Annotated in this window: 20 protein-coding genes; 9 read left to right on the top strand and 11 right to left on the bottom strand. The window is 35.9% G+C overall.

What is annotated here, in order from left to right:
* Positions 1-22: 22 nt before the first annotated feature.
* Entirely contained in the window at positions 23-2,260 is a 2,238-nt protein-coding gene (locus AC3FI7_RS20975) for a reprolysin-like metallopeptidase (protein WP_491460826.1), read from the bottom strand.
* A gap of 302 nt (positions 2,261-2,562) precedes the next feature.
* Here AC3FI7_RS20975 and AC3FI7_RS20970 point away from each other — a divergent pair, with 302 nt between their 5' ends.
* The 3 genes from AC3FI7_RS20970 (at position 2,563) to AC3FI7_RS20960 (ending at position 5,007) form a co-directional block, all read left to right on the top strand.
* Complete coding sequence (locus AC3FI7_RS20970; RefSeq protein ID WP_343661395.1) at positions 2,563-3,078, top strand: hypothetical protein; 516 nt, start codon at positions 2,563-2,565, stop codon at positions 3,076-3,078.
* Positions 3,079-3,180: 102 nt separating this feature from the next.
* Positions 3,181-4,032, top strand: coding sequence for a transketolase (locus tag AC3FI7_RS20965; RefSeq protein ID WP_142724067.1), 852 nt, complete (start codon positions 3,181-3,183; stop codon positions 4,030-4,032).
* Between the two features lie 30 nt (positions 4,033-4,062).
* A complete protein-coding gene (locus AC3FI7_RS20960) occupies positions 4,063-5,007 on the top strand; it encodes a transketolase family protein (RefSeq protein WP_142724068.1) in 945 nt (314 codons plus the stop codon).
* Between the two features lie 194 nt (positions 5,008-5,201).
* On the opposite strand, the gene AC3FI7_RS20955 is transcribed toward AC3FI7_RS20960, so the two are convergent.
* From AC3FI7_RS20955 to AC3FI7_RS20925, 7 genes are all read right to left on the bottom strand, one after another.
* Positions 5,202-5,738, bottom strand: a complete 537-nt coding sequence (locus AC3FI7_RS20955; RefSeq protein ID WP_491460825.1) for a hypothetical protein — start codon at positions 5,736-5,738, stop codon at positions 5,202-5,204.
* On the bottom strand, positions 5,722-6,177 hold the full coding sequence (locus tag AC3FI7_RS20950; RefSeq protein WP_343661393.1) for a hypothetical protein: 456 nt from the start codon (positions 6,175-6,177) through the stop codon (positions 5,722-5,724). Before AC3FI7_RS20950 ends, AC3FI7_RS20955 begins: the two co-directional genes overlap by 17 nt.
* A 30-nt stretch (positions 6,178-6,207) precedes the next feature.
* On the bottom strand, positions 6,208-6,744 hold the full coding sequence (locus AC3FI7_RS20945) for a DMP19 family protein (protein ID WP_491460824.1): 537 nt from the start codon (positions 6,742-6,744) through the stop codon (positions 6,208-6,210).
* Between the two features lie 39 nt (positions 6,745-6,783).
* Positions 6,784-7,317, bottom strand: a complete 534-nt coding sequence (locus tag AC3FI7_RS20940) for a DUF4303 domain-containing protein (RefSeq protein WP_491460823.1) — start codon at positions 7,315-7,317, stop codon at positions 6,784-6,786.
* A 98-nt stretch (positions 7,318-7,415) separates the two neighbouring features.
* Positions 7,416-7,592, bottom strand: coding sequence for a hypothetical protein (locus tag AC3FI7_RS20935; RefSeq protein ID WP_172617037.1), 177 nt, complete (start codon positions 7,590-7,592; stop codon positions 7,416-7,418).
* 26 nt (positions 7,593-7,618) lie between these two features.
* Complete coding sequence (locus tag AC3FI7_RS20930) at positions 7,619-8,572, bottom strand: YiiG family protein (RefSeq protein ID WP_491460822.1); 954 nt, start codon at positions 8,570-8,572, stop codon at positions 7,619-7,621.
* A gap of 48 nt (positions 8,573-8,620) precedes the next feature.
* Positions 8,621-8,941, bottom strand: a complete 321-nt coding sequence (locus AC3FI7_RS20925; RefSeq protein ID WP_142724073.1) for a magnetosome magnetite crystal formation protein family — start codon at positions 8,939-8,941, stop codon at positions 8,621-8,623.
* Between the two features lie 239 nt (positions 8,942-9,180).
* Between AC3FI7_RS20925 and AC3FI7_RS20920 the strand changes: the two genes are divergently transcribed.
* The 5 genes from AC3FI7_RS20920 to gwsS all read left to right on the top strand — a co-directional run bounded on the left by AC3FI7_RS20920 (position 9,181) and on the right by gwsS (position 14,798).
* The gene (locus tag AC3FI7_RS20920) at positions 9,181-11,031 is read left to right on the top strand and encodes a helix-turn-helix transcriptional regulator (protein WP_491460821.1); all 1,851 of its coding nucleotides are present in this window, start codon (positions 9,181-9,183) and stop codon (positions 11,029-11,031) included.
* A 450-nt stretch (positions 11,032-11,481) separates the two neighbouring features.
* The gene (locus AC3FI7_RS20915; protein ID WP_172617038.1) at positions 11,482-11,682 is read left to right on the top strand and encodes a TIGR04139 family peptide modification target; all 201 of its coding nucleotides are present in this window, start codon (positions 11,482-11,484) and stop codon (positions 11,680-11,682) included.
* Positions 11,683-11,747: 65 nt separating this feature from the next.
* Positions 11,748-12,653 (top strand): hypothetical protein, encoded by a 906-nt coding sequence (locus AC3FI7_RS20910; RefSeq protein WP_142724076.1) that lies wholly within the window; start codon positions 11,748-11,750, stop codon positions 12,651-12,653.
* A complete protein-coding gene (gene gwsG / locus AC3FI7_RS20905) occupies positions 12,650-13,552 on the top strand; it encodes a grasp-with-spasm system ATP-grasp peptide maturase (RefSeq protein WP_491460820.1) in 903 nt (300 codons plus the stop codon). The genes AC3FI7_RS20910 and gwsG overlap by 4 nt, the downstream gene beginning before the upstream one ends.
* 175 nt (positions 13,553-13,727) lie before the next feature.
* Positions 13,728-14,798 (top strand): grasp-with-spasm system SPASM domain peptide maturase, encoded by a 1,071-nt coding sequence (gene gwsS, locus AC3FI7_RS20900; protein ID WP_491460819.1) that lies wholly within the window; start codon positions 13,728-13,730, stop codon positions 14,796-14,798.
* Between the two features lie 93 nt (positions 14,799-14,891).
* On the opposite strand, the gene AC3FI7_RS20895 is transcribed toward gwsS, so the two are convergent.
* From AC3FI7_RS20895 to AC3FI7_RS20885, 3 genes are all read right to left on the bottom strand, one after another.
* Complete coding sequence (locus tag AC3FI7_RS20895; RefSeq protein ID WP_142724079.1) at positions 14,892-15,269, bottom strand: hypothetical protein; 378 nt, start codon at positions 15,267-15,269, stop codon at positions 14,892-14,894.
* 68 nt (positions 15,270-15,337) lie between these two features.
* Positions 15,338-15,808: an Lrp/AsnC family transcriptional regulator gene (locus AC3FI7_RS20890; protein WP_002984446.1), complete on the bottom strand. Its 471-nt coding sequence runs from the start codon at positions 15,806-15,808 to the stop codon at positions 15,338-15,340.
* A gap of 134 nt (positions 15,809-15,942) precedes the next feature.
* Complete coding sequence (locus AC3FI7_RS20885) at positions 15,943-20,733, bottom strand: translocation/assembly module TamB domain-containing protein (protein WP_491460818.1); 4,791 nt, start codon at positions 20,731-20,733, stop codon at positions 15,943-15,945.
* A gap of 4 nt (positions 20,734-20,737) precedes the next feature.
* On the opposite strand from AC3FI7_RS20885, the gene tsaD reads away from it, so the two are divergent.
* A complete protein-coding gene (tsaD, locus tag AC3FI7_RS20880; protein WP_142724081.1) occupies positions 20,738-21,754 on the top strand; it encodes a tRNA (adenosine(37)-N6)-threonylcarbamoyltransferase complex transferase subunit TsaD in 1,017 nt (338 codons plus the stop codon).
* Positions 21,755-22,034 lie beyond the last annotated feature (280 nt).

Raw genomic sequence — 22,034 nt, 5'->3', positions numbered from 1 at the left:
TTTATATTTATGGTCAAATGGATTATTCTTTAATCCACTTAATTGTTTTATCTATATTTTTAGATTTAACCTTGATCAGATAGTCACCTTTAATCAGGTGAGATAAGTCAAATGTACCCGTTTTATCATGACTCAGTTTATTATTAGCCTGGCTGAATACCAATTTTCCACTTACGTCATATACGGTAATATCATACACTTCATTTGAGCTGGTAAATTTAATATTCAGAAGTCCTTTGCTTGGATTAGGATATACTGCAAACACATCTTTATTTCCTGTAGTTTCATTCACTCCCAATGTCTGGGTAATGGTAAAATTAACAGGGTTGATATTATAGAAAACGTTTGTCTCTGCTGCTACCATAATTCTTGCCTGTGTCGTATTTATGTTAGGAATAGTAACCGTCTCAGAACCATCGTTCGGTGTGGAACCCAAGATCAGTGTAGGATAAGTAAGACCTCCGTCTGTTGAAAGATAAATATTGACAGTGGCGGCATTCACCGGAAATGCAGTTGTATTGGCAACATTCCATGTTATGGTCTGGGTAGAGTTCCCTGCCCAGTTTACTGCTGTGATAGGTGCTGTTACAGTAAATGGTCCTGAATTGCCATCAACAGTAATAATAGCATCATCGTTAGCAACTCCTGCACAACCTGCATTGTTATCCCTTACAGTTAATCTGAACTCCATCGTTCTGGCATAAGTTGGCTTAACTTCACCTTTAGAAACAGTACCATTGATTACATCTGTAAGTTTTGGAAAGTATCTGTAAGGAACTGTTACCGGTACGTATGATCTGAACAGAGGAGCATTTCCTGTAGGGGCATTCCAGTCACCTGCAGGCCCTACATCATTCTGTTCCCAACTGTAAGTAAGTGGATTGTTATCAATATCTGAAGCAGATCCTTCTAATCTGAAGGGAGTGTCTAAAGGAATTGTATAATCCCCACCAGCATTTACAGTAGGAGCAAAATTATTGGAAGGAATAGTCACCTGACATGTTGTTGACTGAACTTTTGTCGTAATAGACTGATATGATTTGGTATGGAAAGTAGGAATACTGTTGGCTGCCAGGTTATTTACACTACCGCAAATTCCTGCGTAAGCCATAATTGTAATTCCACTTCCAGGCTCTACAGCATTGGCTGCGCTGCGATTTCCACCGCCACAGCTTCCTGTAGTTGCATTAAAGGTATGTGGCCCTCCAAACTGATGCCCTACTTCATGGGCAACATAATCAATATCATAAGGATCACCCACTGGATTTGGCGAACCCGTGATTCCTCTTCCTTTATTGGTACTGTTACAGATGACACCTAATCCTGCTAATCCACCACCACCGGTACTGAAGGTGTGCCCGATATCATAATTGGCATTTCCAATCAGTAAATCAATTTGAGTCTGGCTTTCATTGATTAGCGTATTGGCATTATTATTTCCATTAAATGGATCTGTAGCTGCATTTGTAAAAACTACATTAGCTTCATTAGCTACTAATACCAGTCTAGATGCTACCTCCTGCTCATAAACTCCATTGACTCTGTTTACAGAGGTTACAATGGCCGAAAGTGTCTGTGCAACAGTAGGAGTAGCTGAACCAGTTGCTGCTACCGCATATTCACCCGTACAGGCGACTGCCAGTCTGAAAACTCTAATTTGAGTTCCTACGCTTGGACTTACGGTTTTTTGAGCGTTTTTTTTTCCTAATGGAGAATCATCCTCATCTTTTACTCCACAGGTTCTGGGATTTTTATCAATTAAATCACTTTTTCTGTAAATGATATAATTATTCACGTCCATTTTGGCATAAGGATCAATATAAATATCACCAGTGACTACGGATTTTATCTGCGCATGGAATCCAAGCTCGGTAAAATCCAGTTTTATGGTAGCATACTTATCATCAATTCCCTGCCCGGTAAGGGTAACAATCTGAGGAAACTGATTGGCCAATCCCGGAGCCATCACAGAAGACTTCCAGATTCTGAATTTTGCTTTTGTACCATCCGGCATTGGCAGTACAATGATAGGCGCATTGTCTTTACGGTCACTGTCTTTCAGTTCCGGAACGGAATTAAAATAGCTTTTCATCCCGGCCACATCTAAGGTATATGTCAGTGATTTTTCCGGTTGTACAGTTCGGTTTTTAGGATCTGCCTTAATAGACCTTTCGCTGATCACTGTAAAAAAATCCTGAGCCTTACTCAAGGAAACGGATATTACAAATATCCCCAAATAAAATAATTGTTTAATTTTCATATATAATGGTGTGTAATTTATATTAATTCAAACAATAAGGCCAAAAACTAAAAAACAATTAGTTAAAGGATTATAATTCTAATAGTCTGGAATTATAAAATTAGTTAAATTAATCTAATTATCATTTATGAAAATTCAAAAAGTTGCTGTTAATTTGTAAAAAAACAAACGATCCGGTTGGTATAAAGCATTTCACTTCATACAATATTTTTATTTTTTTCTTCATTAAAAGCAACTGATTTTATAGACTTTTGCTTTTTAATTATCTTTGAAGCCAGGATTAAAAACAAAAATTAAAAACCATGAAAAAAATGATCTCAATTTTCATTTTCGCATTAACATTTGGGTTTATGAATGCTCAGGAAAACTTTGAAGTATCGACCTTAAGAATCGGACCATTTAAAGTATTTATGCCAAAGGCTGAAGCTGAAAAAATAGCAGGTATAAAATTGGTGAATTCAAACGGAGAAAAGAAAAATATGGTAAAATATCAGGGTGAAACTATCCAGATTGATCTTTTTGACAATTACATCAATGAAGCCAACCCAAGTGTTCCTTCTATCACTTATATGACAACAACGAGTAAAAAATTTAAGACCAAAAGCGGAATTGGAGTTGGAAATACCCGGGAGGATCTTATCAATGCCTACAAAAATTACCCCAACTTCAGTGTACGTCCGGATTGGGAAAAGGACAAACCGGTTAAAGATTCCGGTTATTTCAATATTGAAGACAGCCAAGCGGGAACGCTTCTAAGCTTTAAGTTTGTTAATAATATTGTTACTGAAATTTCCGTTTACCTCAATGAAGGCTGCTAAAGCGGAGCATTAAATAAATCTTACAAATCCGGGTTTTTACATTCGGATTCCGGACATTTCCGGTAAAAAATTGTAAATTCGCATACAAATAAATCAGATATAATGAGTAAAAGTATTGAGGAGTTAAAAACTCTTACTACGCAGATCAGAAGAGACATTTTAAGAATGGTTCATGCTGTAAATTCAGGGCACCCAGGTGGGAGCTTAGGCTGTACAGAATTCTTCACAGCCCTTTATGGAAAGGTAATGAACTATAAACTTCCTTTCACTATGGAAGGCAAAAATGAGGACCATTTTTATCTATCAAACGGACATATTTCCCCGGTATTCTACTCTACTTTGGCAAGATTCGGGTTCTTCCCGGTGGCAGAGCTGAGTACTTTCAGAAAATTGGATTCAAGATTACAGGGACACCCTACCACACATGAAGGACTTCCGGGAGTTAGAATTGCTTCAGGTTCTCTGGGACAGGGACTTTCTGTAGCGCTTGGAGTAGCGCAGGGTAAAAAATTAGATGGTGATCAGTCTATTGTTTACTCTCTTCACGGAGATGGTGAGCTTCAGGAAGGTCAGGTTTGGGAAGCCTTGATGTATGCTGCTGCTAAAAAAGTAGACAATATCATTTCTACTATTGATTATAACGGACGTCAGATTGACGGAGATACAGATGATGTATTAAGCCTGGGAGATCTTCATGCTAAACTGGAGGCATTCGGATGGATTGTTTTAGAAGAAAAGAATGGTAATGATCTTGAAGCGGTAATTGCAATCCTTGAGAAAGCAAAAACAGAAACTGGTAAAGGGAAGCCTGTAGCCATCCTTCTTCATACAGAAATGGGTTATGGAGTAGATTATATGATGGGATCTCATGCATGGCATGGTAAAGCCCCTAATGATGAGCAGTTAGACACAGCATTCAAGCAATTGTACCTAGAAGCTCCGGCTGATTACTAATATCTTAACATCTCGATTAATACAATAAAAATGAAATATACATATACAGAAAAAAAGGATACACGTTCAGGATTCGGAGCAGGATTAGCAGAACTCGCTGACAAAAATCCTAATGTAGTAGCACTTTGTGCTGACCTTATCGGTTCTTTGAAAATGGAGAAATTCATTGAAAAGGCTCCTGAAAGATTCTTTCAGATAGGAATTGCGGAAGCTAACATGATAGGAATTGCAGCAGGTCTTAGCATTACAGGAAAAATTCCGTTCACAGGAACTTTTGCTAACTTCTCTACCTCAAGGGTATATGACCAGATCCGTCAGTCCATCGCTTATTCTGACAAAAATGTAAAAATCTGTGCATCTCACGCAGGTCTTACTTTAGGAGAAGACGGGGCTACCCACCAGGTTCTTGAAGATATCGGTATGATGAAGATGCTTCCTGGGATGACAGTGATCAATACTTGTGATTACAACCAGACCAAAGCGGCTACATTGGCAATTGCAGATTTTGAAGGTCCTGTATATTTAAGATTCGGAAGACCAGTAGTTCCTGTATTCATCCCTGAAGATATGCCTTTTGAAATCGGAAAAGGAATCATGCTTCAGGAAGGTACTGATGTAACCATTGTTGCAACAGGACACCTTGTATGGGAATCTCTTGTTGCTGCTGATGAACTTGAGAAAGAAGGAATTTCCTGTGAGGTTATCAACATCCACACCATCAAACCTCTTGATGAAGAGATCATTTTAAAGTCTGTTGAAAAGACAGGTAAAATTGTAACGGCTGAGGAACACAACTTCCTTGGTGGTCTAGGTGAATCTGTTGCCGGTATGCTTGCAAGAAGAAGACCAACAAGACAGGAATTCGTAGCAGTGAATGATACTTTCGGAGAATCTGCAACACCTGCAGAACTGATGAAAAAGTATAAAATAGATGCTGCTGCAGTGAAAGAAGCTGTAAAGAGAATTTTAGCTTAATATCAGCTGTTTTATATAAACGAAATCCGGCGGTTTCTCCGAAACCGCCGGATTTTTTGTTGGTAGATTTGTGAAAATCTGTTTTTATGATGTATAAACCACCCCGTCAAAAATTCTTTGAATTTTCGCCACTCCACCGGAGGAGAGGAATGGTTACACCTCCATCCTTCATCGTATTAGTTTTACCCTGCTTATTATTGCTCTTCCTGATTCAAGGGAATTCCTACAGCAATCAGAATGGGACATAAGATTTCTTTGATGTATTCATCTTCTCTCCTTTCCGAAGCTTTTGACCCTGAAAAATAATTGCTGATTCTGTAGTTTTTCACAAACTGACTTCTTTTTTTTCCGATTGAATAATAATAACCGCCTCTTTCATCATTCACAAAATAGGTCATCTCATCAAAATTCATGAGCTTTCTGGAAAATAACACTTTTCTGTAAATGCACTGTTCCGATTTATCAAAGATATATTTCACGGGAACTCTGAAAAGAAGATCAAACAGAAAGTAGATCATATACACACTCCATAATCCCATTGCAATTTTAAACTGGTCACCAGACATTTTATCCATGAAATAATACAAAATGACAGGAAGAGCAATCATACCCAATACCAGCCACCATAACAAAGCACGCAGGAAACTATAATTGGGCATCAAAATTATTTCACTTCCGTTTTCTTCAAACTTATAGCGGTCTCTGATATCCATTCTAAGGATTATTAACATTCATTATATCTTCTGTTTCGTTGACCATTTTCTGTATCCCTTTCTGGGTAAGGGCCTGGCCAATCGTAAGCTGTTTCTCCTTACCATCTACTTCAAAGTACATAGACAGCATTACATTTGTAGTGATAAAGCCCATATATTTTGTGGCCAAAACATGAAAATTTCTGAAATTCTCTATGGGATAGGTTCTTACCGGAACAAAAATGGAGTGTTTTCCAGTAATCGTTTTTCGGTCCAAATCAATGATAAATTTCTTAGTAAAGAAATTGACTAAAATAAGAGCTACCACAGCAATGATAATATAGCTTCCGGTTCTTACACTGTTAAAAATCAATCCTGCGATGATGAGAAAAATAATACAGAGTACCGATACAAATACCGGCTGGTTTTTAAAAATATATTGGTTCCCTTCTTGTTTATAAAATTGATAGTTATTCATAATTAATGTAATTTGTTTTAGTAATTAATTTTATCTCTTAATTTTCTTTCCTAACCATTTTTCCATTTCTGAAAACATTTCATCGATAGACAAAACCCTAAGGTCAGGATGACTTTTCAGCCACTGAGAGTGAAGCTCTGCCAGATTTTCTTCCAGCAGGTAAAATGAATCGTTATTCAAATAGTCTCTTGTATTGTTGGGTCCGAAATATTCGCTTTCCAAAAAGTTCTTCAGTTCACCTTCTTTCAGATATTCAACTTTTGAAGATTGTTCCATAAACAATTCAAGATGTTTTTGTGCATTGATTTTGTTTAATCCTTCTTTGATAATTCTGTTTAATTCTGCTGACCAGCCTGAATTCCAGACAAACTGAGAAAAATTTCCGTTTTTATATTGACTGACATAGTAATCAATATAGTAACTGGTAATTGAATCTTCAAACATATTCTCTTCTTCCATTCCTTCTTCATGTAAAAGATTTACAACAGAAATATTGGAGTTAATAATATCATAAGGATCATTACTTTTAAAAGAGGCTTCTGAGACAATTATTTTATCGGGCTTCATATGTATATATTTAAAGTGTTTTTTTAATTCATCATACTTTTAATTGCCCCAGGTAGCCATCCAGTTCAGATATTCACTTTTGTATTTATTGTCATTAAGTCTGATAATAAGATCTTTCAGATCTTTTTTTTCAAACTCATAATCTGAAACAGTGAAAATCAGAAATATATCTTTGCCTGTGATCTTTGTGAAAAAGTTTTCATTTTTAAGTTTCTCCAGCACTTCAATGCAGGTGGAGAATAACTGAGTCTGAAAACCTTCAAACCATTGATCATCGTCATCATGTTTGTTAAGTTCTGCTCTCAATTGAGTGCAGATATCATTGAATTCTTTATCAGCCCCTTCCATTTCATAGGTCCACTCTGCCGGCTCATACTTATAATAAAGAGCATCATCTTCATCTACATCTTCCATTACTTTCATCGTATTGGCTGCCGGGCATACAGTCATTGCTCCTTCATCACTGTACAATGCAAAACAGTAAATTTCTTCTGCTCCATGCTTTTCGTACACTTCTAAAAAAGCTTTTTTAGCAGCTTCTTCAATCTGTTGTTTCAAAATTTCAAAATCCATACTTCTTTTCTTTTTTAAAACGGGCGTTAAAAATACCTTTATCCTGTCAAATCAGCACATTATATTTTATAAAGGTATAGCCAGTTTCATGATTATAGCTATCTGTTTTTATTATACATGAGCCATCCGGGAATCAAAACAGCTGCTCCAATTAGCATCGGAGGCAACTCTCCATATCTGAATAACCACGAAGTTTCTCTGGATGGTCCTATTTTAATGACTACTATCAGGCAGAAACTTATAATAATAAGGATAACTCCTAATGTTTTTTTCATACGATAAGATTGTAATGGCTCATCAGTCAATCTACAAAAGTGTTATAACGGTCAAGAACATATCCTGCTTCTCTTTCCAGATTATCAAGATTACGGTTCAGTTCCTGATTACCTTCATTCAGGCTTCGTTGTACAATCCTCATTTTACCCAGAAAATCATTAACAGAATTATTAAATGCCTGATAGCTGCTTTCCTTCTGCTTCTCTGAAGACGGAATCTTTTCGCTGATATTTCTATTGTACAATTTTTCCATTTGCAGATACTGCTGTGAAAACTTGTTTTGATAAGCATTCATATCCGTTACATCATAAGAATCATCAATAATCTTCTGAGTCAGCTCCATGATCTCTCTGGATTGGATGATCTGTGTCTTAAGCGGATGATCTTTAAGCACCTCTATTTCGGCCTTATTTGCTTTGGGGGAAAGCCGGATAAATAAATCATTGGCTGCGGTCCGGTTTTCCTTGATAAGTTTTATTGCCTTTTCATTAATTTCAGCAACCTTTTTTCCTTTATCATCTTTCCAGTCCTCTGCCTGTTTATAAGTGTCCAGTTCCTTTTTCAATGATTCCAGTTGGATCATTGTATCCTTCATCTTATCAACAAGTGCCTGAAAATCTTTTCCCAATACATCCGGAGCCTTTAATTCCTGACGGGTATACATCATCACTGAAGGGGTAAAAATAGGCACTACACCAGAAAACTGTGGATTTGCATCAGCATTTTTTACATAGTCTTCCATCTGTATCAATATACTCTGAAAATCTTTGATAAAATCTGACTGCTCATCATCCATTTTCACGACTTTGTTATTAAAAGAAATAATATCTCTGTTGGTATCCCCGGAATTAACACTGAAAGGATTTACCTGGCTGGTATCATTCTGAGATAGTTTTGCTTTAACTTTTTCTAGTTTATCACATGATATAACAGAAAAACTAAAAAGAAGCACTCCAGCGATGATTAATGGTTTTTTCATTATTCTATATTAAATGTTAAATAGGTATTTTCTCAAAATCTTCGAATCCTATCCGATAAAAGAGAATTTATCTTCAAACATTTTCCCGATTAATGGTAAAGGTTTTTCAACATTATTGGCCGCATTGATAATTCCTATAATCATCAGCACCAAAGGAATAATGCCAAATATTCCTAAAATTCCGATTTTGGTCACCATCAATATAATATTGAGAATGACAGATAATACAATTGAAAAAAAGATCAGTCCCAAAGATTGTTTCAGATGGTATTTTAAAAAACCGTTTGATTTTTCTTTTCCGATAACAAAGGAAATAAGCCACCCGAACAGAGTGATGTAAGATACAATTGATAATGTTTTATTGTCCATAATGTAAAAATTTAAGTGAATATTTCTGATTTTTTATCTGTTGTAAAATTGCCACAGAAAAATATGTACAGCTTCTTTTCTGTAGCTACAAAATATCTTCAACTCAGATTTCAGGTGACTACAAAACGACTACACAAACAAATAAACAATTCATTAACAAATACTTAAATAAATAACCTGTTTTTATTTTTTCATAGGGAAAATTGACAGGTGTCTACAATTTTTGTACTTTCACCCCTATGAAACTGAAGTACTCATTTTTATTTTGTCTACTTTTTATCTGCACCCTATACCAAGCACAGAATACATTTATTGACAGCCTCAAAAACCAATTGAGAGGAGATGATATTTCTATTGAACAAAAATTCAGGGCATACAATGAGCTTACAGAATATTACAGGGTTAGTGATCAGTATAGTACAGCCGAAAAATATATTCAGCTACAGCTGCAGCTTGCCAGAAGAGAAAAAAACAATGCTGAAGAAGTAAAGGCTCTTACTCAGCAGGGCATTATTAAGCTCAATCAGTCTGAATATGATAAGATTCCTGGCATTATTGACGCTGCGAACTTAGTTGTTCAAAAAAGCAATGATAAAACAGCTTTATTATATGCCGGTTATCTGAATATTTATTATATCAATGCTTTGGGGGAAACTGAAAATACAATCAGGCAGGTACAGAAACTCCTTCCGCTTGTTGAAAGGCAGCCTTCAGAAATTCTTCTGAAGGCAAAGCTGAATTATCTTCTCTATGCAATCTATACAGAATGGAATGATGCTGAAAATGCCACCAAATATGCAAAAAAAGCAATTGAACTTTCCGAAAAATCAGGAAATAAGAATATGCTGAGCTCAGCCTATTCTGCCCTTGCCGTATGCTATTCTTTTCTTCATGAAAAAACAGGAAATCTAAAAGACCTTGAACCTGTAATACAAACTTGTAAAAAAGCTGTTTCTTTATATTATAAATTCCCTGGCCGCGTTTCATCCCATGTACATGCCATGGCATTGCTTAATCTTATCAATTATTATTTAAACTATCCTGTCATGACTCCTGCAATCCGTGAGGATATTCAGAATAATGCCAACGAAATTTTAACGCTTACCCGGCACACGACCCTTAACCAGGGAATTCAGGCAGGGGCGCTGGGAGTTTTAAGTAACCTTGCTTCACGGGATCAGAATGATGCTTTATCTGAGCATTATCTTCTGAAAGCAGAACAGATTCTTCTTACTCAGCAGCCGGTTTATTACCATGTCATGATCAACGTAGTGAAAGATCTTGCCAAGCTGTATGCAAAGCAAAAAAATTATCAGAAAGCATTTGAGTATGAATCAAAAGTAACGGAATACAGCAATCTGCTGTTTGATGAAGGGCAGGCAGAAACTGCCAAAAGGCTGGAAGCACAATATCAGTCCCGGAAAAAAGAATCTGAACTTCAGATTCTTACAGAAAAAACAGACCGTCTAAAAAGAGAGAAACTATTATACATTATTCTGGGGATTATTGGATTGGCTGGTGCATTTTTTATGTTCCGTTCTTATCATTTTAAACTGAAATATTCTATTGAAAGAGAAAATAAACTTGATACTGAAAAACATGAGGCAGAAATGCAGATCAAACTGCAGGAAGAAGAACAGGCAAGATTAAAAGCTGAGCAGGAGCTTCTTACACTTCAACAGCAAAAGCTTCAAAGCGAAGTACTGGCCAGTCATCTGCATCTCCTGCATAAGAATAAAGTCCTTCAGCGACTTCAGACTCAGCTTTCTGACGCTGATATTAATATTCATCAGGTGGTAAAGGGAGAAAACCGAGTGGATAATGATTTTGAAAAGATCAGATTCACCATTCAGGAACTTCATCCGGATTTCTTTAAAAACATCGATGATAAGGCAAAACTGAAGCTCACTGCACTGGACCTGAAATACTGCGCCTATATTTATCTTGGAATGGATACCAAACAAATTGCCAACCTTCTCAATGTGGAACCGAAAAGTGTAAGAATGACTAAATATCGTTTGAAAAAAAAGTTCGGACTGAATGAAAATACAGCTTTAGATACTTTTTTTAGAGGAATATTTTCTGAGTAAATATTTCTGCTCTTTTACAGCCTCTATTATCAGCAGACCAAAAATTTCTTACAACCAGATGGTTCATCTTCTGCTTTTATTTTTTACTTTTTGCATTATTGTACAATAGAAAATAATACACAGTACTTTATTGGTATATTTTATTTTTTTTATTCGCTTGTATAAGTTTAGTTTATATTTTTTTTAATTATAAATATTTCACCAATACTCAATTATATTTTATATTAAAATTTGTATTTGTGTACATAAAAAAAACAAATCATTTGCAAATTTTATCCCATCAAAGTGATCTAATATTTTATAGATTTGGAAGCATCAACGTTGATGAAATATATTCTTCAGCTTTAAAATGTATGTGTACAGTACATGATAAATATGAGAATTATTCAACCCAAATGTCAGGGTTTGTATGACACAAATGATTTTACACAACACAAAAATTTTATCACAATGAAAAAATTAAATGGAATGAAGGGTGGCTTCTCTTCTACAGAAAACAAAAAATTACAAAGAAAAGATCTAAAATCTATTTTAGGTGGAGATGATTATAAATATGTAGAAACAGATTGTGGTTCTACATGTTATGATAAAGAGACATGGAAAGATGGTGTTCGTATCAGCACTTTGAAAATAGATACCAGCATTAATTAATATTAATACAGATAGAGGGGTATCCCTCTATCTTTTTCTATCAGATCATATTCGTTAGAGAATTTATGAAAAAAGATATTTGGAACTATACTTCATTTGCTTTAATAGCCATAATTTTTGCTCTTACAAGCTGTAAGAGCAAAAATTTAAACTATATAACCTATTATAATAAGATCAATGAAATCGACAGTATATTTCGTTTTCAAAAGGATACAATATTGACGATCAAGCAGTACAAAAAAATATTCAGACAATATCCTCCTAAAAACCAGGAACGGAGAGAAGAATATGAAAATTATATAAAGCTTGCAGATCAACATCACAAAAATTTCGGAGGAAAGAAAAGTCTTTACAAGCTTATTCCGTTAGTTGCACCTAATTGGAAATATAAAAAGCAAGATACTAGCTTTATACAACTCTATCAAAAATATGGTATTGACAGACAAGAAATGGAATTGAAAGTTGAAGAATGGAAAAAAAGACTTAATCAAAAACTTGTAGATTCTTTTACAGTCGCGTTTAAACGTGATCAAGACAGTCGTATTGATTCAAATTATGCAGATATCAATAAAAATGATAAAAAGAATGCTGAACTTCTTAGGTGGATGTTTGAGAACTATGGATTTCCAGACCTGCAAAAAATAGGTTTATGGAATGGTGATTTTTTTATGCCCTCCGGCCCCATGTTACTTCATATGGCCGATTATGAAGAGTATTACTCATATTTGAAAATAAAAGTATTAGAGTATGTAAAATCCGGTGAATGTCCCCCACGAGACTACGCAGCTATGATAGATAGAAATAATTTACACCATAAAGTACCTTATACTTATGGCGTTTATCAAGGATATGAAAATATAAAAGACTCCGCAACCGTCAATCGTAATCGCAAAAGCATAGGGCTGCCAAGCTTAAAGCATGCTCAGTTGATTACAAAAGATTTCTTCAAAAAAATAAAAAAGAAAAATTGATACTGATCATTTCTCAAAATAACGAAATAACGACTACAGAAGTCATTAAATGGCTACTAAAATTGGATAAAAGCTTTATCCGGGTACATGAAGATGAAATTTTTGATATTAAAATCCAAGAAAAACGGATTTATCTAGAAAGCCCGAGAAATTGTTTTTTTATTGATGAAATTACTAGTATATGGTATAGAAGAGGTGGATTGAAGTTTAACCGCCTGCATTATAAAAATGAAGCAATTAATCTTAATATGAATGAATATCAACACTGGTTGGAAGATTATATAATAAAGGTTTTAGAGTCAAAAAAACATATTAATAAACAAAGCAATAGTGATATCAATAAACTTCTCGTGCTTGAAGCGGCTCAAAAAGTTGGATTAGATGTTCCGTCTTATTTTCTGGCTGACACCACAGATGATGTTACTTTAAATAAAACAATCATCAAAACCATTGGTGGAAATCCGCGAATGGAAAACATACTCAAAGATTCCAGTGGTATGATGTATACAACAATTGTTCAAGAAAATGAAGACGAAAATTTTTTTATCACTTTCTTTCAGGAAAAAATTGAAAAAGATTTCGAGATAAGAAGCTTTTATTTAAATGGTAAAGTCTGGTCTACAGCCATCTTTTCGCAAAATGATAACCAGACTAAAATTGACTTTAGGAGATACAATGATGAAAAACCAAATAGAAAAGTTCCTTATAATCTTCCGAAAAATATTGAACAAAAAATACATCAGCTAATGAAGTCATTAGATCTTAATTCCGGTTCTCTTGATTTCATTAAAAATGATGGTAAATATTATTTTTTAGAAATCAATCCTGTAGGCCAGTTTTTGGGAATATCATTAATATGTAATTATTTATTGGAAAAAGAAATAGCTGATTATTTATGAAAAGAGATTTTACTAGCAAAGAAAAACATACACTTCCTCTCACATTTAAATATATTGACGTTGTAAAAAGTAAAAGTCGTGAGAAAAAGCATTTTAGCATTACCATTCCTTGTGAAAAATATTTTACGGATTCTTATGCTAAACTTAATCCTTATAAATTTCTGACAAGATTACTATGAAATACTTTAATCTTTTTTCAACAATTCTGATCACAAAAGGAGCCACCAGAATTCTTATTTCAGATCTACAGAGAAATGTATCGGAATTATATCCCTTGGAATTGTACGAACTGATAGAAGAAATTAAAAAACATTCTCTTGAAGACATACTGCAAGATTATGATGAAGAATCCAGGTCAATTGTTCAGGAATATATTAATCTTCTGCTGGAAAAAGAATATGGATTTATTACTGAAAACGATTGGGACAGGAACTTTCCTCCTCTTTCTTATGAATATCATGAGCCCAGTGCTATAACAAATCTCTTTATCGAAATGGAAGATATAGAGCTGCTGAAAAAAATAAAACCTTCTGTAGAAAACCTTGGCATTAAACATCTGGTGATTTATAGTTTAAAACCTTTAACAATAAATGAATTCATAGAAATTGATGATACTTTTAAAACCTCAGTGCTGTCAGGAATAGAAGTCTTTTCACCATTTCATCAGGAAACCAATCTATCTTTTATACAGGCTCTTCACAAAAATACAGTCAGAATATACAGTCTCATTTTCTACAATTGCTCGAACCCTCCTTTCAAAGCTAAAGATGAATACAGATTTTCGCTGAATTTTCTGAAAGATGACCTGAAACTATCTGCCTGTGGAAAAGTGGATCTGAAATATTTCAACACGAACCTTCCAAAAATACTGGAAGCGATGAATCACAATTCCTGCCTGTATAAAAAGATAGGTATTGACAGACATGGCAACATCAGAAACTGTCCTCTGATGAATGAAAGCTATGGGAATATCCAAAATCAAAGCCTTGAAGCAGCCTTATTTCAGCCTGGTTTCAAACAATACTGGAACCTTACCAAAGACAGCATAGAGACCTGTAAAGACTGTGAGTTCCGGTATGTCTGCACAGACTGCAGGGCATATACCGAGAATGCCGAAAAAAACAAGGAAGGTCTGGATGTATCAAAACCCCTTAAATGTGGTTATAATCCCTATTCAGGTGTATGGGAAGACTGGTTAGAGAATCCTTTAAAACAACAGATTTTCCATTCGCTTGAGCTTAAATAGTATTTTTCTCATCCCTCTTATTATTCAAAAACCGCTTTTAAATAGAATTTAAAAGCGGTTTTATTATCTTATTGCCAATGCCTAAGCCTTGCCTTATTTAAAAAATTTCCATTTCGGAATAATAGCCAGCATTCCGAATCCTGTAAACAGGAAAAGATTGGTAACATCCGTATACAGGAATGTAGAAAGATAATAATTGTGCATAAAGAAATGCAGTACCAGTAAAGCCGGAAACATAACTATTCCCACTTTTCTGTAAAAGAACATCAGCACCAGCCCAATCATCATCAGTACGTCAATGGAAAAAATAATATAGAAGTACCACCTAGGAATCTCCAGGTATTCATGCTGCAGATACTCATCCACATCTATTCCAAGTCCCATTATAGTAAACAACATCAAGGCAGCAAATGCCAGTATGAATCCCCATCCTTTCTTTGGGTCTTCGTCAAAATAGCTGTACTCTTCCATACCTGCAAAAATAAAGAACTTATGAGTAATTTCATAAGTTCTTTTATAATTATTCGTTTAAAATTTGATTAAACAGAGATCGCGTTGATCAGTCTGTTTTTGTCACTTAAGAATTCTTCCATAGAAATCATACTTTCAGTTCTCATTACGTCCTGAATGTCATCGATCTGATAGATAATTCTTTTAGCGTCATCGGTATTTTTAGCTCTTACTTTACAGAAAATATTATATTTTCCGGAAATTACGCTAGCTTCGATTACGTTAGGAATAGTTGACAACTCTTTCAATACTTCCTGAGTACGGTTTGACTTTGTCAAAAGGATACCTATGAAAGCTGTAAAGTGATAATCCAGCTTACCATAATCGATATTAAGAGATGATCCCAAAATAATACCTGCATCTTCCATCTTTTTCACTCTTACGTGAATTGTTCCAGCAGAAACATCCATCTGCTTTGCAATTTCAGTAAAAGGCATTCTTGTGTTTTCTACTAAGAAATCAAGAATCTTCTTGTCTATTTCGTCCAGTTGATAGTTCATATTAGTTAAATTACAATTTTTTTAAAAAATCTATGTATTTTTTGCAAATTTACGAAAAATAATTTAACTAAAAAATATATATCAAATATTAACAATAATTAACACAGATGATAAAAATCATTAAAATATTCTAATTATTTACCTTGCGATTTTATAGAATCTGTTTTTATTTCACCTTTTGCATCTGAACTTTTTTTGTCTTTTTTCTTCTTTTTAAACAAAGAATTGAAGCTTTTACTCCACACAACCCCTCCTCCATACGCTTGATTAGTAGAACCGTTTGTACTCACCATTCCGATGTTGGTAGGCTTGGAATAAGCACGGATGACCAATGAACCGTCATTCTTTTTAGACAGGTCATACTCAACTGAACCTTCCGTAGAAAGGTAATTGTTTTGTGCACCATCTGTTTTTGATAAAGGAATACCCAAACCGGTCTTAATATTAACCCTTGGAGAAACAGCAACACTCACCCCTGCATTAGCCCTGTCTCCGAAGTTTGAATTCTGATCACCTTTTACATAGTTAAGGTCGATCTGGAATTCATTACTCATGGTATTAAGAACAGATCCCAACTGTTTCAGAAGCATATTATACCCTGAAGACTCCGCTACATTCCCTACATTCACATCCACCCCACCGGTATTGGAGACATTAAAAGTACTCAACAGCAGGACAGATCCAAACTGAAGGACCTTCTCTCCCTCCTGGCTCATCTTTGCGGCGAGCGTTTCCCTTACCTGGCTGGACACATCCATGGCAGTTACGTTAAGATCAATCTGAGGATCCACCAGCGACTGGGTTATATGGGCCTGAAGCAGGATACTGATAGGCTGCAGTTTTCCCATACTAAGATACTCTCCGGCATTGGAAACCATTCTTATGTAGTTGGCGTTAATATCTAATGCGGGTTTCATTGCATCACCATCCCATCTGATACTGCTGTTTCTTTCAATCTGGAATGTTTTGTTAAGAATGGCCTTAGAAACGAATGTTCCGTTATCTACTTTATAAGTACCACTCATGGCAATATTCCCCTGCCTGTTCATATGGAACCTCAACGGATCAGCAGAGCCTTTTACCGTAATATTTCCTACATCATCTCCTACCAGTACGTTGACAGTAGTTCCTTTGTCTACAGCCAGGTTGAAATCAATATTCATATTGGCTCCTGTTTTTTTCTTTTCCTCGAGTGTGATCAGACCGTCTTTTCCTTCTTTAAGGAACCTCAGCATTTTAAATTCTTCAACATTGGACGTAGAGCCGGAATTGAAGGTAAAAGTACTTCCGTTAAGCGCCTTCATGTTAGGAGTTGTTATACTTAGCCCCGAAACCGGTCCATCCACATACAGGTCTCCCTGCCCGTAAACTCTTCCCCAAAACAGGTCAGAATCTTTCTGTGTGGTATTAAGCATCAGAAGATTGTCAGCTCTCATTACCAGAGATACCCCCATTGATGAAAGTGTTTCAAACTGGATTGCCCCGGAAATATTCCCCTTAGAATTGGTTCTTCCGTCATGAACCTCAATATTGTTGAGGATAGCAAGTCCTTTCGACAGCTGGATTACAGTATCATCAAATGAATAATCTACTCCTGTAAACAAAAGTTTTAATCCAAAATCTTTCAGAGCAATATCACCGCTATAGTCAAGGTTGTTAAGCTTTCCATTGATTTTCAGATCTCCCGTAGCTTTTCCACGAAGATTTCCGAAAATAGTCTGCACAAACTGCTGTGTAAATGACAGATCAAAATCACGCATTTCTGCGGTAAGGTCGATAATAGGAGAAGACGTATTATTGTTAACAGTTCCTGTCAGATTAAGACTGTTATTTCCCAACACTCCTGCAGAATGCACTTTTACATCAATATCATAGATATTCAGTGAAAAACCATTGGTAGCAGCAATAGAAATATCTCCCATATCATTACCATTCATCTTAATATCATCAATATTGAGATCTACCAAAGGCTGAAGGGTGCTTTTATCCATTTTGATCTTAACACTTCCGTTGGCAAGACCCTTTATATCCATGGTATTCCCTCCTGACTGCATTTCCAGCAGTTTTTCTACAGCAAAATCATTGATATCTGCATCTACGTAAAAATCTTTTGCTGATTTAAACTGCGCTTCTTTAATAAACAGAGCACTCTTGTCAGAATAAACGCGCAGATTCCTGATATCAAAATCCCCTGTCTTCTTTCTGTACGTAATGGAATGATTCAGTTCAGGACTTGTATCTATAGCCCAGGTAACTTCATTAAATTTTACTTCAGTAGGTTCAAACCTGAATACATAATCACCCGCGGCATCTGTAGACTGGTCAACATTGATGGCATATTCCTTAAGTTTTTCATTAATCTCATCATCAGGACTTCCATGCTTAAATACGGTCGCCAGATGCAACGTATTCCCATTCTCATTATTTCCTTTAAGCTCGAAATCTTTAATGACATTTTTATTATAGATCACTCTATTGATCTTGGCATACAACTGCTGATTAAGATCTGCGGTATTAATTCTGATCTTAACACTATCCACCATAGCACTGTCCCTGTTGACATTCTTCCTGTCGTTCACTTTATAATCAGGATTAGAAGCAGCAAGTGCTTTATCAGCATCTGTAATTTCTTCTTCCTTTGTCATGATATATTTTAAAGAAGCTGCATCAAGATTCAGGATCAGATTATTTGAATTTCCGTCATATTCCCCTTCCACCACCGCTCCCTGTGGTAACCTCAGGTCAGGCAAGAAGTAGTTGATTAATCCCTGCTGAACATCAAACTTAAGGGCAAAATTCTGTCCACGGTATAATTTTCTCGGAGGGGGTCCTACCAAAATTTTTCCGACTCCGTTTTCTACCATTCCGGCAAGATCTGCCAGGCTGTATTTCCCGGATATTTTACCGGTAGCAGCACCTGGCGCATCTACATCTATTACACGGGACCCTCCTTCTACAAATGTTTTTAACTTGGCGTTCGGAATATTATATTTTTGAGTGGCAGAAGCAAAGTGAAGATTATTGGCATTAACATCTAAAGTGAGGTCGTTAATGGAAGACATTGCCATTTTCCCTTCAACCTGTCCGCTTACCACCTGACTCCCCGGTTTATTGGTAAAGTAGTTCATATTCAGATAAGTGACATCAGCATTGACATCCATTGCAATCCTTGATGTACTGAAGTCTATTAATCCTTTGATGGTAGCTTTTGCCTGCTCATCATTTACAGTAATGAGTCCATTGTATTTTTTATGATCCAACAATCCGTCCAGATAAAGATTATTGATCGTTTTATCCATAATTTCAACACTTGCAATCTGAGATTTTGTGGTCAGACGCATGGTATTAACATCAAAGCTTTGCCCGTTAAGATCAAATTTACCCGAAATTAAACCCACTGTTTTATTCTTGGTAATCACAGAGGTATTAAGGTCTTTCACGTCAAGATAACCTGAATATTTTGGCATAGCCGTGCTGTAACCTGTCAAAGTAAGTCTGGAGATTTTCGCCTGTCCGATTCCTGTCATCAGGTTTCCGCTATCCACATAGATCTGGTCCGGATTTACTTTTGCTGTTCCGTTATACTTTAACTTCCCGAAATCATCAGCAAAATTCTTCATCTTTTTGGAAATAAATGAAGGCATCATTGCTTTTAAATCTTTGTAGGTAAAATCTGTGGAAAGATCCTTCGTTTCGATTGCAAAATGTCCTTTCAGTAAATGGTCCACCTTCATTGTTTTCGTGGCAATATTAACATCGGGATTTCTGATCAGGAAGTTTTCCAGATGGAACTTATTTAAAGGCCCGGTCATTGTTCCTGAAAGATTGAACGGCTTAATATTATCCCAGTTCGTCACAAAATAGCTGATATCGTAACCGCTTAACTGGCTTCCCTGCTTGATATTCATATCCCAGCGTACTTTATCTGCAAAATCTGCCCACGATCCGTCATGAAGATTAAATTTAATATCACCCTGAAGTAAAGTATGATCTGTATTCAGCGTAAGATCTTTTAATGACAAAAACTGCTTCGTTAAGGAAAGTTCTGTTGAAAAAGTATCTACAATATGGTCTTTCCCCCATCTTGAAGTGACAAATGACATATTATTGATTAACGCCGAAACATTCGGACCGTTGACTTTTACATTAGGCGCTTTTAAGTTGAATTTTGTTGCTGTAAGCCATTTGCCATGTTCTCCTGAAGAATTTTGATTAACAATAGAAACTTTGGAATCAATAATCTGTATCCTGGAATTCAGCTGAAAAGGAGGTTTTTTCGGATCTCTTTTCTTCCCGTTATCAAAAAGTTCTACAAATCTTACAAAATTAGAAATGCTGTCACCCTTATAAGTAATTACTTTTACATCGGCATTAACAAGAGCGAGAGAGTTAAAACTTAAGGAATTGCTGTTTCCGGAAATGGCATTCACAGCAAGAGATATCCAGTCTGAATCAGCACGAAACTCACGGGCTGTAATAAAATTAAAGCCTTTATAATCTTTTACTTTTAAACCTTTTATGGTAACATCTCCGAAGTAATTCACATCTACACTTTCCGTAGAAAAGTCAGATTTGAAATCGTTATTAACAAGTTTCAGCGCCTGATCAGCCGCCCATTGCTTTGTCACCGGAAGATTAATGGCAATAAGAACTCCCCCAACAAGAACAATTCCCAGCCAAAAGAGAATCAAAAGAAGCTTTGCCCACCAGGTATAGCTGGTAACGTCTTTCATGGCCTGCTTCCCAAACTCTTCAGCCGTTTCCACAGGATGATGTATGGCATCTGAAGCAAGCTCAGATGCTTCTTTCACTGTCTCCCGAACTTTCTCCTCTACATTTTCGACAGTCTTTTGTACCTGATCACCTAAGTTTTCAGCTACTGATTTTTTATTCTCATTCTCGTTATTATTCTCTAACTTTGCCATTATTATGAGCGACTCTATAATTTTAGGTATTGAATCGTCCTGCGACGACACCTCAGCAGCTATCATCAAGGGAAATTCTATTCTTTCAAACATTGCCGCGAACCAGGCCATCCACAAAGAATATGGTGGTGTTGTTCCGGAACTGGCTTCACGTGCCCATCAGCAAAATATTATCCCCGTTGTTGAAAAATCTTTTTCTAAAGCAAATATACAACAAAATGCAATCTCAGCTATAGGATTTACACGCGGACCCGGACTTTTAGGATCTCTTCTTGTAGGAACATCATTTGCTAAGTCTCTGGCTATGAGCCTCAATGTTCCGTTAATTGAAGTAAATCACCTTCAAGCCCACATTCTGGCCCATTTCATCGAGGATGCAAATCCTGTGCCGCCTGCCTTTCCTTTCCTATGTCTTACAGTAAGTGGCGGACATACCATGATTGTGCTGGTAAAAGACTATTTCGATATGGACATTATTGGAAAAACCATCGATGATGCCGCAGGAGAAGCCTTTGACAAAATAGGAAAAATCTTTGACCTTGATTATCCGGCCGGACCTATCATTGACAGACTGGCCAAAGAAGGGAATCCTGATGCTTTTAAATTCAATAAACCCAAGCTGGAAAATTATGATTATTCTTTCAGTGGAATTAAAACTTCTGTATTGTATTTCATCCAGAAAGAGGTCAGAAAGAATCCTGATTTCATTAAGGAAAATCTTAATGACCTCTGCGCTTCCGTTCAGAAATCCATTATTGAGATTCTGATGAATAAGCTTGAAAAAGCAGCCAAAGATCTCAACGTAAATGAAGTTGCTATCGCAGGAGGTGTTTCTGCCAATTCTGCCTTGAGAAAAGCCATGGAAGACAATAAAGAAAAACTGGGCTGGAATATCTATATTCCGAAATTTGAATATACTACAGATAATGCTGCTATGATCGCTATGGTAGCAAAGCTGAAATTTGAAAGAGGAGAATTTACAGATCTCAGAACAACGGCAACGGCAAAATATGATTTATAAGGATGCGGAGCCACGAAGTGGTGACGTAAAAAGCAAAGGGTTTTAAGCCCTTTGAAACAGAGATAAATAGGCATACATCAGCAATCAAAAACAACATCATACAATCAAAAATTTCAAGGAAGAGTTTTTAATGTTTCTTAGAAATTATGATATGGAATTTGATGAAAGATATGTCTGGGATTAATATTTCGCTCTTTCAGAGCTCAGGTAAACAAACATTAATTCAAACAAAGACCTGTAGTCTTTGCTAAGTATTGCGCCACTTCATGGCTCTTAAAAA

The sequence above is a fragment of the Chryseobacterium sp. TQ-BC-N36 genome, assembly GCF_058382295.1.
This window is presented reverse-complemented; position numbering and strand designations above follow the sequence as displayed.